The sequence below is a fragment of the Streptomyces similanensis genome, assembly GCF_039543625.1.
Lineage (GTDB): Bacteria > Actinomycetota > Actinomycetes > Streptomycetales > Streptomycetaceae > Streptomyces > Streptomyces similanensis.
This window is the reverse complement of record NZ_BAABKC010000038.1, coordinates 26,283-39,693: the sequence shown is the minus strand read 5'-3', so window position 1 is coordinate 39,693 and position 13,411 is coordinate 26,283. Positions and strand designations below refer to the sequence as shown.

General features: G+C 73.6%; 12 protein-coding genes. 3 read left to right on the top strand and 9 right to left on the bottom strand.

Annotation, left to right across the window (positions count from 1 at the left end):
* Positions 1–102: 102 nt before the first annotated feature.
* The 3 genes from ABEB07_RS12810 to ABEB07_RS12800 form a co-directional block, all read right to left on the bottom strand.
* Entirely contained in the window at positions 103–741 is a 639-nt protein-coding gene (locus ABEB07_RS12810; RefSeq protein ID WP_345668446.1) for a 5-formyltetrahydrofolate cyclo-ligase, read from the bottom strand.
* Between the two features lie 24 nt (positions 742–765).
* A complete protein-coding gene (locus ABEB07_RS12805; protein WP_176149044.1) occupies positions 766–1,566 on the bottom strand; it encodes a sugar phosphate isomerase/epimerase family protein in 801 nt (266 codons plus the stop codon).
* Positions 1,567–1,745: 179 nt separating this feature from the next.
* Positions 1,746–2,792 (bottom strand): LacI family DNA-binding transcriptional regulator, encoded by a 1,047-nt coding sequence (locus ABEB07_RS12800; RefSeq protein ID WP_345668445.1) that lies wholly within the window; start codon positions 2,790–2,792, stop codon positions 1,746–1,748.
* A gap of 214 nt (positions 2,793–3,006) precedes the next feature.
* Between ABEB07_RS12800 and ABEB07_RS12795 the strand changes: the two genes are divergently transcribed.
* The 3 genes from ABEB07_RS12795 to ABEB07_RS12785 all read left to right on the top strand — a co-directional run bounded on the left by ABEB07_RS12795 (position 3,007) and on the right by ABEB07_RS12785 (position 6,169).
* Positions 3,007–4,158, top strand: coding sequence for a Gfo/Idh/MocA family protein (locus ABEB07_RS12795; protein ID WP_345668444.1), 1,152 nt, complete (start codon positions 3,007–3,009; stop codon positions 4,156–4,158).
* Positions 4,155–5,306, top strand: a complete 1,152-nt coding sequence (locus ABEB07_RS12790) for a dihydrodipicolinate synthase family protein (protein ID WP_345668443.1) — start codon at positions 4,155–4,157, stop codon at positions 5,304–5,306. The genes ABEB07_RS12795 and ABEB07_RS12790 overlap by 4 nt, the downstream gene beginning before the upstream one ends.
* Before the next feature lie 62 nt (positions 5,307–5,368).
* Positions 5,369–6,169 carry a sugar phosphate isomerase/epimerase family protein gene (locus tag ABEB07_RS12785; RefSeq protein ID WP_345668459.1) on the top strand — a complete coding sequence of 267 codons (801 nt, stop codon included), beginning with the start codon at positions 5,369–5,371 and terminating at the stop codon, positions 6,167–6,169.
* Between the two features lie 212 nt (positions 6,170–6,381).
* On the opposite strand, the gene rbsD is transcribed toward ABEB07_RS12785, so the two are convergent.
* The 6 genes from rbsD to ABEB07_RS12755 form a co-directional block, all read right to left on the bottom strand.
* On the bottom strand, positions 6,382–6,771 hold the full coding sequence (gene rbsD / locus ABEB07_RS12780) for a D-ribose pyranase (RefSeq protein ID WP_176149040.1): 390 nt from the start codon (positions 6,769–6,771) through the stop codon (positions 6,382–6,384).
* A complete protein-coding gene (gene rbsK, locus ABEB07_RS12775) occupies positions 6,768–7,670 on the bottom strand; it encodes a ribokinase (protein ID WP_345668442.1) in 903 nt (300 codons plus the stop codon). The genes rbsD and rbsK overlap by 4 nt, the downstream gene beginning before the upstream one ends.
* Positions 7,671–7,735: 65 nt before the next feature.
* Positions 7,736–9,685: an ABC transporter permease/substrate-binding protein gene (locus ABEB07_RS12770; RefSeq protein WP_176149038.1), complete on the bottom strand. Its 1,950-nt coding sequence runs from the start codon at positions 9,683–9,685 to the stop codon at positions 7,736–7,738.
* Positions 9,675–11,240 carry a sugar ABC transporter ATP-binding protein gene (locus ABEB07_RS12765; RefSeq protein ID WP_345668458.1) on the bottom strand — a complete coding sequence of 522 codons (1,566 nt, stop codon included), beginning with the start codon at positions 11,238–11,240 and terminating at the stop codon, positions 9,675–9,677. Before ABEB07_RS12765 ends, ABEB07_RS12770 begins: the two co-directional genes overlap by 11 nt.
* Positions 11,237–12,319 (bottom strand): LacI family DNA-binding transcriptional regulator, encoded by a 1,083-nt coding sequence (locus ABEB07_RS12760; protein ID WP_345668441.1) that lies wholly within the window; start codon positions 12,317–12,319, stop codon positions 11,237–11,239. Before ABEB07_RS12760 ends, ABEB07_RS12765 begins: the two co-directional genes overlap by 4 nt.
* Positions 12,320–12,468: 149 nt before the next feature.
* A complete protein-coding gene (locus ABEB07_RS12755; RefSeq protein WP_345668440.1) occupies positions 12,469–13,389 on the bottom strand; it encodes a LysR family transcriptional regulator in 921 nt (306 codons plus the stop codon).
* Positions 13,390–13,411 lie beyond the last annotated feature (22 nt).

Below are 13,411 nucleotides of genomic sequence, written 5' to 3'. Positions count from 1 at the left end.
GACCGGTTGCATGCGCAACCCATACGCCCATTTGCCCTGCCCCTGGCTCCCCGTTGACCGGGTGATGACCGAGCCGGGAACGCGCAGGCTTCGTTACGACCGTCAGGCGACGTGCCGGGCCGCCAGTGCCGGGATCGCGGCGATCTTCTCCGCGGTGAGGTCGGGCCAGTGGACGCCGGTGGGCCGGTGGGGGGCGGGGCAGACGATGGTCTCCTCCGGTGTCACGATCAAGTCGACGCCGACATCGTGCGCGGTGGTGGGGATCGGGGTGTCGGTCACCTGGAGCGCGTGGACCGTGGTCACGACCACGGTCTCAGGTGTCACCAGGCCGGCCTCGGTGAGGAGGGCGAACTCGATGTCGGAGTAACCGGCCCCTTTGCCGATGCGGGCGCCGTCACGGTTGACGGCGACGCTGCCGAGGATGATCAGGTCCAGGGGGCGCAGGGCGTCGACCTCGACGGCGGGGGCGATCGCGGCGGCGGTGCGGCTGGCCGCGGGCTCGGCGGGCGGGACGGTGAGCGCGGCGGGGTCGAGCAGGTAGAAGGGCTTGCGGGCGGCCAGTTTGGGGACCGCCATGTAGACGGTCTTGCCTTCTTCCAGGGCCCTTGCGCGAACCGGGAACTGGGCTTTGTCGGGCACGGCTTTGACGACGCTCGCGCGCTGCCAGGCAGGGAGCCCCGCCAACCGGGCCGCGGCCTCTTCGGCACCCTTGAAGTGGGGGATGCGGCTCCGGAGCGGCATGCCAGGGCATCGTACGCCGCGCCGCTACGCCGACTCGGTCAGCAGGCGGGTGATGTGGTCGCGGGCCGGGGTGAGGAGGTCCGGGAGGGGGGCCGCCGCTTCGTGCCAGCGCTTCTCGTACTCCCAGCACAGCCAGCCGTCCCAGCCGTGGCGGGAGAGCACCTCGACGCACTCGGCCAGCGGCAGGACGCCCGCACCGAGCGCGACCGGGGTGCGGTCGTCGGCGGAGGCGATGTCCTTGACCTGCACGTATCCGAGGTGCGGGGCGAGCGCCGCGTAGGTGTCCGAGGGCTGTTCGCCGGCCAGCCAGGGGTGCATCACGTCCCACAGCGCGCCCACGTTGCGGTGGCCGACCGGGCCGAGGACGCGGATGGCGTCCGCGCCGGTGGGATGCGAGTCGTGGGTCTCCAGCAGGATGCGCACGCCGAGGGCCGCCGCGTCCTCGGCGGCGAGGCCCAGGCGCCGGGCGGCGATGGCGTCGCCCTCCTCGCGCGGCAGGCCGGCGTCGCCGCCCGGGAAGACCCGGACGAAGGGGGCGCCCAGGTCGCGGGCCAGCTCCAGCAGGGCCCGCAGTTCGGCCAGTACCGGCGCGTCGTCGCCGGGCGCGGCGACCCGTACGTATCCCGCGAGGCCCACGATCTCGACGTCCGCCGCCTTGAACTCCGCCGCCACCTCGGCCCGGCGCGCGGGATCGAGCCCCGGGTGCACCGGCTCCTCGTGGTGGGCGCGCAGTTCGACGCCGTGGTAACCGTTCGCTACGGCGAGAGCGAGCACGTCCGGGATGGCCAGACCGGGAACACCGAGGGTGGAGAACGCCAGTTTCATGGCCACAGGTGTACCCGCGCCGGCCACGCGAAACCACCGGCCCCCACCGCCCCGCCTGCCAGACCGTCCCCGCCCCGCCTGCCAGCCCGTTCCCCGTCCTGGCTGCCGACCACCCCCGCCCCGGCCGTCAGGTCATCCCCGCCCCGGCCGCCAGACCACCCCCGCAACCGCCCGCCCGCCTACCCCCGCGGCACCCCGGAGGACCCCCGCACCATCAGCTCCCCCCGCACCGTAGCGATCCCGCCCGGCGGCTGCTCCTCGCGGCCCATCGCGATGCGTCCCGCCCGTGCCCCCGCCTCCGCCAGCGGCAGCCGTACCGTCGTCAGCGACGGCACCGCGTCGACGCTGAAGGGCAGGTCGTCGAAGCCGGCCACCGACACGTCCTCGGGTATCCGCAGTCCCGACTCGCGCAGCGCCGCGCACGCGCCCAGCGCCACCGAGTCGTTCGCGGCGACCACCGCCGTGAGGTCCGCGTCGCGGCGCAGCAGCTCCAGCGTGGCCTCGTAGCCGGAGGTGCGGTCGTAGCGCCCGTGCACCGTCCGGCGCGGGTCCCGCGGGAGGCCGGCCGCCGTCAGCGCCTCGCGGTGCCCCTCCAGGCGGTGCCGGGTGGTCGTCCGCTCCTCGGGTCCCGCGATGTAGCCGAGCCGCCGGTGGCCCAGGCCGATCAGGTGTTCGGTGAGCCGACGCGCGCCGCCGCGGTTGTCGAAGGCGAGCGCGACCGATCCGGTGTCCGGCGCCGGCGGCCGCCCGCACAGCACCACCCGGGTCCCGGCCTCCGTCAGCTTGCGCAGCTTCGCCACCACCGCCGACGCGTGCGGCTCCGCCTCCACCGCACCGCCGGTCAGCACCACGGCCGCCGCCCGCTGCCGTTGCAGCAGCGTCAGATACGTCAGCTCGCGCTCCGGTGAGCCGCCGGTGTTGCACACCACCGCCAGCCGTTCGCCGCCCGCCCGGCCACCGGGGCCGCCGATCTCCGACTGGATCGCGCTCGCCATGATCCCGAAGAACGGGTCGGCGATGTCGTTGACGAGGATGCCGACCAGGTCGGAGGTGGCGGCGGCGAGGGAGCTGGCGGGGCCGTTGAGGACGTAGTCCAGTTCGTCGACCGCCTTCAGGACGCGCTCCCGGGTGGCGGCGGCCACCGGATAGTTGCCGTTCAGCACGCGCGACACCGTCGCGGGCGAGACCTGCGCGCGGGCCGCCACGTCCGCCAGGGTCACCGTCATCTCGTCGTCCTCCGGTCGCGCGTCCCGCACATATCTGGTGATGCGTCTCGTCGTGCGTGTCGTGCAGACCTTACGGCCCCGCGAGCACCTTTGTTCGCCCCCTCGAACAACCCGGTCCCTCCGCCCTGTTGCCCCGGCCGGCCGCCCGGCGCTACTTTCTCCTCGGATAGAAAGCGCTTGCTACGACGTATCGACCCGCAACGGAAGGACCGACGTGACACGCAAGACGGTGCGCATCGCCATGAACGGCGTCACCGGACGCATGGGCTACCGCCAGCACCTGGTCCGCTCGATCCTCGCCCTGCGCGAGCAGGGCGGACTCGACCTCGGCGACGGCGCCGTGCTGTGGCCCGAACCGGTCCTCGTCGGCCGCCGCGAGCACGCCCTCAAGGCGCTCGCCGACCGGCACGGCCTGGAGCACTGGACCACCGACCTCGACGCCGTCCTCGCCGACCCGGACGTGGACGTCTACTTCGACGCGCAGGTCACCGCCGCCCGCGAGGAGGCGATCCGCAAGGCCGTCGCCGCCGGCAAGCACGTCTACACCGAGAAGCCCACCGCCACCGGCCTGGCCGGCGCCCTCGAACTCGCCCGCCTCGCCCAGGACAAGGGCGTCCGGCACGGCGTCGTCCAGGACAAGATCTTCCTGCCGGGCCTGCTGAAGCTGAAGCGGCTGATCGACGGCGGCTTCTTCGGCCGGATCCTGTCCGTGCGCGGCGAGTTCGGCTACTGGGTCTTCGAGGGCGACTGGCAGCGGGCCCAGCGCCCGAGCTGGAACTACCGCGCCGAGGACGGCGGCGGCATCGTCGTGGACATGTTCCCGCACTGGGAGTACGTCCTGCACGAGCTGTTCGGCCGCGTCACCTCCGTCCAGGCCCTGACCGCCACCCATGTCCCGCGGCGCTGGGACGAGGACGGCAAGCCCTACGACGCCACCGCCGACGACGCCGCCTACGGCCTCTTCGAACTGGAAGGCGGCGCGATCGCCCAGATCAACTCCTCCTGGGCGGTCCGCGTCCACCGCGACGAACTGGTCGAGTTCCAGGTGGACGGCACCGAGGGCTCCGCCGTCGCCGGCCTGCGCGAGTGCCGCGTCCAGCACCGCTCCGCCACCCCCAAGCCGGTGTGGGACCCGGACGTCCCGGCTGCCGGGGACTTCCGCGGGCAGTGGCAGCGGGTGCCCGACAACACCGAGTTCGACAACGGCTTCAAGGCGCAGTGGGAGCTGTTCCTCCGGCACGTGTACGCCGACGCCCCCTACCGCTGGGACCTGCTGGCCGGCGCCCGCGGCGTCCAGCTCGCCGAACTCGGCCTGCGGTCCGCGGCCGAGGGCCGCCGTATCGAGGTCCCGGAGATCCGGCTGTGACCCTCCGCCTGCCCGACGCGAGCGGCGGCCTGCGGACCTACGAGCCGCGCACCGCCCCCTTCACCGCCGCTCCCGGCGGCCCCCTCGCCTCCCGTACGGTCTTCTCGGCGGCGCACGTCGTCGCCGACCCGTTCGCGGACACCGCGCCCGGCGCGCCCGCCGCCGTCGACTGGGACGCCACCCTCGCCTTCCGCCGCCACCTGTGGTCGCACGGCCTCGGCGTCGCGGAGGCGATGGACACCGCGCAGCGCGGCATGGGCCTGGACTGGACGGGCGCGGCCGAACTGATCCGCCGGTCGGCGGCGGAGGCGAGGGCGGTGGGCGGCCGCATCGCCTGCGGCGCCGGCACCGACCAGCTCGCCGGCGGCTCGCTCGCCGACGTCCGGGGCGCGTACGAGGAGCAGCTCGCCGTCGTCGAGGAGGCGGGCGCCCAGGTGATCCTCATGGCGTCCCGGTCCCTCGCCGCCGGCGCACGCGGCCCCGAGGACTACCTCGACGTCTACGGCCATCTGCTCCGCCAGGCCGCCGAACCGGTGATCCTGCACTGGCTCGGCCCGATGTTCGATCCGGCGCTGGAGGGCTACTGGGGCTCGTCCGACCTGGACGCCGCCACCGACACCTTCCTCGACGTCATCGCCGCCCACCCCGGCAAGGTCGAAGGCGTCAAGATCTCCCTCCTGGACGCCCGCCGCGAGGTGGAACTGCGCCGCAGGCTCCCCCAGGGCGTCCGCTGCTACACCGGCGACGACTTCCACTACCCCGAGCTGATCGCGGGCGACGAGCACGGCTTCAGCCACGCGCTGCTCGGCGTCTTCGACCCGCTGGGCCCGCTGGCCGCCGAGGCGGTGTGCGCCCTGGACACCGGGGACACGTCCGGTTTCCGCGCCCTGCTCGACCCCACCGTCCCGCTCGCCCGCCACCTCTTCCAGGCCCCCACCCGCTTCTACAAGACGGGCGTGGTGTTCCTGGCCTGGCTCGCCGGCCACCAGAGCCACTTCACGATGGTCGGCGGCCTCCAGTCCGCCCGTTCCCTGCCGCACCTGGCCCGCGCCTACGAACTCGCCGACACCCTCGGCCTGTTCCCCGACCCCAAGCTCGCCGAGGAACGCATGCGCACCCTGCTGTCCCTGTACGGAGTGACCCCGTGACCGACCCGCATCCGCCCCGTCCCCTGCCCGTCCCCGAGCTGGCCCGCCTCTCCGTCAACCAGATGACGGTCAAACAGCTCTCCCTGCCCGAACTGGCCAAGGTATGCGTCGAGTTGGGCATCGCCCACGTCGGCCTGTGGCGCGAGCCGGTCCAGACGTACGGCGTCGAGGCCGCCGCCCGGCTCGTACGGGACGCGGGTTTGACCGTCACCAGCCTGTGCCGGGGCGGCTTCCTCACCGCGACCGGCCTCGAGGAGCGGGCGGCGGCGCTGGCCGACAACCGCCGGGCCGTCGAGGAGGCCGCCGCGCTCGGCACCGACACCCTGGTCCTGGTCTGCGGCGGCCTGCCGCCCGGCGACAAGGACCTGCACGGCGCCCGCGAACGCGTCGCGGACGCCCTCGCCGAACTCGCCCCGTACGCCGGGCAGTACGGCGTGAAGCTGGCCGTCGAACCCCTGCACCCCATGTTCGCCGCCGACCGCTGCGTGGTCTCCACCCTCGCCCAGGCCCTCGACCTCGCCGAACGCTTCCCCGCCCACCAGGTCGGGGTGACCGTGGACACGTACCACCTGTGGTGGGACGACCGGGCCCCCGAACAGATCGCCCGCGCGGGCGCGGCCGGCCGCCTCCACGCCTTCCAGCTCGCCGACTGGACCACCCCGCTCCCGGCGGGCGTCCTCAACGGCCGCGGCCAGCTCGGCGACGGCGCGATCGACCTGCGCGAGTGGGCCGGGTACGCGGCGGCCGCCGGCTACACCGGGCCCATCGAAGTGGAGCTGTTCAACGACGAGTTGTGGGCGCGGGACGGGCGGGAGGTACTGGCGGAGACGGCGCGGCGGTTCGTGGAACACGTCGTCCGGTGACCTGCCGCGCCCACCGGAAAAAACTTCACCGCACCGTACAACCCTCACCGCACTGCGCGGGTCCTACCTGGCATCGGAACCCCTGTGGGGGGACCCGGGGGGGATTCCGGGGGGTTCCGGTGCAGGAGGGGAAGAGCCGAGGGGGCCGGGTCGTCGACCGGGCCCCCTCGAAGCTGTCCGGGAACGCGCGCCCCCGGATCCCCCCGCGCCCGCTAGAAGAACACCCCGCACCGCAGCAGCACGTTCGCGTACGGCCGCGCCTCCCCGGTCCGTACCACCAGCCGCGCCCCCGCCGACAGCTCCTTGAGCCGCTCGTGCGGTACGTACGCCAGCCCGTCGAAGTGGCCGGACAGCAGCGCGGCCGCCGCCGGGTTGGCCCCGCGCACCTCGTCCGCCGCCGTCGCGCCCTCCACCACCAGCTCGGCCAGCAGCCCGTCCAGCACCTCGGCGAAGGACGGCACCCCGGCGCGGAACGCCAGGTCCACCACGCGCGGCCCGTCCGGTATCGGCATGCCCGCGTCGCACACCAGCACCTGGTCGGTGTGGCCCAGCTCGGCCAGCGCGCCGGACAGCTGCCGGTTCAGGATGCCCGCCTTCTTCATACCGCCTCGACCTCGTCCGCCGTCGGGTACGACTCCTGCGCGCCCCGCCGTGTCACGGCCACCGCGCCGACCCGGGCCGCGTAGGCCGCCGCCTCGGCGAGGGACGCGCCCGCGCCGAGCCGCCAGGCCAGCGCCGCGGTGAACGCGTCGCCCGCGCCGGTGGTGTCCACGGCGTCCACCTTCACCGACGGCACCCGCACGGCGCCGTCGGCGGAGGCGACCAGCGCGCCCTCGGCGCCCAGGGTGACGACCACCGAGCGCGGCCCGCGCGCCAGCAGCGCCCGCGCCCAGTCCTCCGGGTCGTCGCCGGCCTCGTCCCCGCCGAGGATCACCTTCGCCTCGTGCTCGTTGACGATCAGCGGATCGCACGCCGCCAGCAGCTCTTGGGGCAGTTCGCGCGGCGGCGACGGGTTCAGCACGAACCGGCTGCCCTCCGCCAGGTGGCGCACCGCCTCCACGACCGTCTCCAACGGGACCTCCAGCTGCGCGGAGACCACCCGCGCTGACCCGATCAGCCCGGCCGCCGCGCGGGCGTCCTCGGGGGTGAGCCGGCCGTTGGCGCCCGGCGAGACCACGATGGAGTTGTCCCCGGAGGGGTCCACCGTGATCAGGGCGACGCCGGTCGGCGCGCCGCCGACCAGCACACCCGCCGGGTCCACCCCGGCCGCCCGCTGCGCCTCCAGCAGCAGCCGGCCGTGCGCGTCGTCGCCGACCCGGGCCAGCAGGGCCGTACGGGCCCCGAGCCGGGCGGCGGCCACCGCCTGGTTGGCGCCCTTGCCGCCGGGGTGGGTGGCCAGGTCGGAGCCGAGCACCGTCTCCCCGGCCGCGGGCCGCCGCTGGACGCCGATCACCAGGTCGGCGTTGGCCGATCCGACGACCAGCAGGTCGTAGTCGTACATTGCGCAGTGTCTCCTCACCCGGAACGTGGAACGTGTGCCGGCCGGCTCACCCGAACGCGGTCCGGTCAGCCCTTGAACCCGGCCACGTTCTCCTTCGTTACCACCTTGACCGGCACCTTGACGGTCGACTCGACCTTCTTGCCCTGGGTCGCCTTCAGCGCGTTGTCCACGGCGATCCGGCCGAGCTGGCTGGGCTGCTGCGCCACGGACGCGTACAGCGTGCCCTTCTCGACGGCGGTCAGGCCGTCCGGGGTGCCGTCGAAGCCGACGACCTGGACGGACTTGCCGGCCTTGGAGCCGAGCGCCTTGACCGCGCCGAGCGCCATCTCGTCGTTGGCGGCGATCACGCCCTGCACGTCCGGGTGCGCCTGGAGCAGGTTCGACATCACGTCGAGACCCTTGGTGCGGTCGAAGTCGGCCGGCTGCTGGGCCACCACCTGGATGCCCGGGTACGCCTTGAGACCCTTGGCGAAGCCGGCGGCGCGCTCCCGGGCGGCGGAGGTGCCCGCCTGGCCCTGGAGGATCACGATCTTGCCGTGACCGCCCAGCTTCTCGGCGACGGTCTTGGCGGCCAGCTCGCCGCCGGCCACGTTGTCGGAGGCGACCAGCGCGTCCGTCTTCGCGTCGTTGACGCCGCGGTCCACCGCGATGACCGGGATGTCGGCCTTGTCGGCGGCCTTCACGGAGTTGCTCGCCGCGTCCGAGTCCACCGGGTTCACGATGATCGCGCCGAGGCTGGAGCTGGTGAAGTTCTGCAGCTGGTTGGCCTGCTGCGAGGCGTCGTTCTGGGCGTCGGTGACGGTCAGGTCGATGCCGAGCTTCTTCGCCTCGGCCTCGGCGCCCGAGCGGATCTGCACGAAGAACGGGTTGTTCAGCGTGGACAGGGACAGGCCCATCTTCGGGCTGGTGGAGGCGGAACCGGTGTGCAGCAGGGAGGTCGCGGCCACCAGGGCGACGGTGACCACGGCCGCCAGACCGTACGTCGCCGCCTGCTTGCCCTTGCCGCCGCCGCTGCCGGTGCCCGCGGCCTGCGGGGTGGCGCCGGCCTTGCGGCGCACGGTGTCCAGCAGCACCGCCAGCGCGATGACGACGCCGATGACGACCTGCTGCCAGAACGCGGACACCGAGAGCAGGTTGAGGCCGTTGCGCAGCACGGCGAGGATCAGCGCGCCGATCAGCGTGCCCGACGCCTTGCCGGTGCCGCCCGCCAGGGAGGCGCCGCCGATGACGACGGCCGCGATGGCGTCCAGCTCGTAGCCGTTGGCGGCCTGCGGCTGCGCGGAGGACAGCCGGGCCGCGAGCACGATGCCCGCGGCGGCGGCGAACAGCCCGGACAGGGCGTAGATGGCGAGCTTCTGCCGCTTGACCCGCAGACCGGAGAGGCGGGCCGCCTCCTCGTTGCCGCCGATCGCGTACATGGAGCGGCCGATGTAGGTACGGCCCAGGATCAGCGCGGTGATCAGCCCCATGACGACCATGACCAGCACGGGCACCGGCAGCCAGCCGCCGAGCGTGTCGCCCAGGTGCGAGACCGAGTCGGGCAGGGCGATCGGGGAGCCCTGGGAGATGACCAGGGACAGACCGCGGCCCACCGACAGCATGGCCAGCGTCGCGATGAACGGCGGCAGCTTGCCGTAGGAGATCAGGAAGCCGTTGACCAGGCCCGCCGCGATGCCGGTCGCGACCGCGAGCAGCACCGCGAGGACCACCGGCACGCCGTGCGAGGTGGCGCTCCAGGCGAGCACGGTCGCCGACAGCGCGGCCACCGAGCCCACCGACAGGTCGATGCCCGCCGAGACGATGACGAAGGTGACGCCGAAGGCGAGGATGGCGGTCACGGCCGCCTGCACGCCGATGTTCAGCAGGTTGTCCGTCGTCAGGAAGTCGCCGGACAGCGCCGACAGGGCGATGACCAGGACGATCAGCGCGGTGAGCGCGCCGTTGTCGAGGAGCAGGCGGCGCAGACCGGAGGCGCTGCCCGCTCCCGCCTTGCTCTTGAGCGTGTCAGTGGCCACGGGGGGCCTCCTCTTCGGTCGTGTCGGGGGTCGCTTCGTGGGCGGTGTCGTGGGCGGTGTCGTGGGAGGGGGCGCTGACGGCGAGTGCCATCACGGCGTCCTGGGTGGCCTGGTCGGCCGGCAGTTCACCGGCGATCCGGCCCTGCGCCATCACCAGGACCCGGTCGCTCATGCCGAGCACCTCGGGCAGATCGCTGGAGATCATCAGGACGGCGGCGCCGGCGGCGGTGAGTTCGTTGATCAGCTGGTAGATCTCGACCTTGGCGCCGACGTCGATGCCGCGGGTCGGCTCGTCGAGGATGAGGACCTTGGTGTTCGCCAGCAGCCACTTGCCGATGACGACCTTCTGCTGGTTGCCGCCGGACAGGGTGCGCACGTGCTGGCCGAGCCCCGCCATCCGCACGCCCAGCTGCCCGGCGATCCGCTCGGCCGCGGTGTGCTGGCCCTTGAGGTCGACGAGTCCGCCGCGGGTGGCCGCGCGCAGGGTGACCAGGCCGAGGTTCTCCGCCACGGAGGCGTCCAGGACCAGGCCCTGCCCCTTGCGGTCCTCGGGCACCAGCCCGATCCCGGCGGCCATCGCCGCGTTCACGTCGTGCCGCTTGAGCTCCCGGCCCGCGACCTTCACCGACCCCCGGTCGTACGGGTCCGCGCCGAACACGGCCCGCACGACCTCCGTGCGGCCCGCCCCGACCAGCCCGGCGATGCCGACGACCTCGCCGGCGTGCACCTGGAAACCGACGTCGTGGAAGACGCCGTCGCGGGTGAGCCCGTCGACGGTGAGCAGCGCCTCGCCCTGCTCGGGCCGCTCGCGCGGGTACTGCTGCTCGATGGAGCGCCCCACCATCAGCCGGACGAGCTCGTCCTCGGGCGTGTCGGCGGGCACCTGGCCCACGCTGCGCCCGTCCCGGATGACCGTGACCCGGTCGCCCAGGGCGGCGATCTCCTCCAGGTGGTGGGTGATGAAGACGATGCCGACGCCGTCGGCGCGCAGCGCGCGCACGATCGCGAACAGCTTCTCCACCTCCTCGGAGGTGAGCACGGCGGTCGGCTCGTCCATGATCAGGACGCGGGCGTCCAGGCTGAGCGCCTTGGCGATCTCGACCATCTGGAGCCGGGCGATGCCGAGTTCGCGCACCAGCGCACGCGGCGAGACGGGGACGCCGACCCGCTCCAGCAGCGCGGCGGCGTCCGCCTCCATGCGCTTGCGGTCGATCATGCCGAATCGGCGCGGCTGACGCCCCAGGAAGATGTTCTCGGCGACCGTCAGATCCGGTACGAGGTTGAACTCCTGGTAGATGGTGGCGATCCCGAGGCGCTCGGCGTCCTGCGCACCGTGGATACGGACCTCCTGACCGCCCGCGAGGATGCGGCCGGCGTCGGGGGTGTAGGCGCCGGACAGCATCTTGATCAGGGTGCTCTTGCCCGCGCCGTTCTCGCCGAGCAGCACGTGCACCTCGCCGCGGCGCAGGTCGAAGTCGACGCCGTCCAGCGCGACCACGCCCGGGAAGGTCTTCCGGATCCCTTCGATGCGCAGCAACTCGTCCGGGTTGCTCACGGCATGCTCCTGTTCGTAGCGGTGCTTGCGGTCGTTGCGGCCGCCGTCGTAGTCGTCGGCGTGGTGGTCGTCGGCGTCGTGGCCGTGGGGCTCTCGCCGCACGAGCGGCGGACGACGAGCCGGGCGGGCAGGGTGACGGACTGCGGGGGCCGTCCCTCGATCCGGTCCACCAGGGCTCGTACGGCGGCCCGGCCCAGCTCGCCGGTGGGCTGCGCGACGGCGGTGATCGGCGGATCGGTGTGCACGAACCACGGGATGTCGTCGAACGCGGCCAGCGCGATGTCGTCCGGCACCCGCAGCCCTCGGGCGCGGATCGCGTCGAGCGCGCCGAGCGCCATCAGGTTGTCGGCGGCGAAGACGACCTCGGGCGGTTCGGGCAGGTCGAGGAAGCCCTCGGTGACCCGGCGGCCGCTCTCGGCCTGGAAGTCGCCCTGCCCGGTGTAGGCGTCGGGCAGGGACAGCCCGTACTCGGCGAGCGCCGTGCGGAAGGCCCGCACCCGCTCGCTGCCGGTGGTGGTGGCCGCGGGGCCCGCGATGATGGCGAGCCGCCGGAGCCCGAGCCCGTACAGGTGCGCGACGAGATCGCGTACGGCGCTCTGCCCGTCGGCGCGTACGACGGGCACCTCGACGCCGGGGATCCACCGGTCCACGAACACCATCGGCGTCCCCGCCCGCGCGGCGTCCAGCATCAGCGGGGAGCCGCCGTCGGTGGGGGAGACCAGCAGTCCGTCGATCCGGCGGTCCAGCAGGGTCCGTACGTGGTGGTCCTGGAGGTCGGGCCGCTCGTCGGCGTTGCCGATGATCACGCTGTAGCCGAGCGCGCGGGCCTCTTCCTCGACGGAGCGGGCCAGCTCGGTGAAGTACGGGTTGAGCACGTCGCTGATGACCAGCCCGAGTGTGCGGGTCTGGTCGGTGCGCAGCGACCGGGCGACGGCGTTCGGGCGGTAGCCGAGCGCCGCGACGGCGCGCAGGACGCGCGTACGGGCGTCGCTGCTGACCGACGGATGGTCGTTCAGCACCCGCGAAACCGTGGCGACCGACACCCCCGCCTCAGCGGCGACGTCCTTGATGCTCGCCATCGCGTTCCACCTCCTCGTGGAATCGATTACACGGAGGATTGGAATCGATTACACGAGATCGGGGCAAGGGGGTGGGGGTGGCTGAAACCTAATCGTGACCGTGGCTGGATGACATCCGCCGACCGGGCGGGGGCGATGAGCGTCGGGCGCTACGGCCGCCCGGCCCCGCCCCCGGCCTCGCCCCCGGCCTCGCCTCCGGTGAACGCTCGTCGGCAGTGCGTGAGCAGCTCCCGCACCGCGGGGTTGGGCACGCTCCGCCAGACCAGGGCGAGCAGCGCCGGCGCGGTGACGTCGCCGATGACGCGGGCGGTGAGCCGGTCGCGGTAGCCGTCGGCCATCGACGCGCTGAGGACGGCGACGCCGAGCCCGCGGGCGGCGAGGCCGGCGAGGGCGTCCGCGGCGCTGGCCTGGAGGGCGATCGCGGGGCGCAGGCCCTGTGCGGCGCAGGCCTGGTCGAACACCGCGCGCAGCCCGGTGCCGGGCGGCATGCACACGAGGGGGTGATCGATCAGGTCGCGCAGGGCGACCCGCCGCCGTGCCGCGAGGGGGTGCCCGGCCGGGACCGCCGCGACGAGCCGTTCGCTGATGACGGTGAGCGCGTCCAGCCCGTCGGGCGCGGCGTTCGCGGCCCCGATGAGCGCCAGATCGACGGACCCGGAGCGCACCCCTTCGCCGAGCCGGTCGGAGCGGTCCTCCAGCAGCGTGATCTCCACGCCGGGATGCGCCGCGTGGAAGGCGGCGAGGGCGTCGAACAGCGGGGTGAGGGTGCAGCCGACGACCATCCCGACGGTGAGCCGCCCCCGGACCAGGTGGGTCACGTCGTCCACCGCCCGGCCGACCGTCCCGGCGGCGGCGAGGGTGGCGCGGGCGTGTTCGAGGGCGGCCTTTCCCGCGACGGTGAGGGTGACGGTGCGTGCCGACCGGTCGAACAGCTCGGCGCCGAGTTCCCGTTCGAGCTGGCGGATCTGGGCGCTGACGCCGGACTGGCTGATGTGCACCCGCTCGGCGGCCCGGGTGAAGCTCCGCTCCTCGGCGACCGCGACGAAGTACTCCAGCTGCCTCAGCTCCATGAGTACGAATTCTACTTCCGAG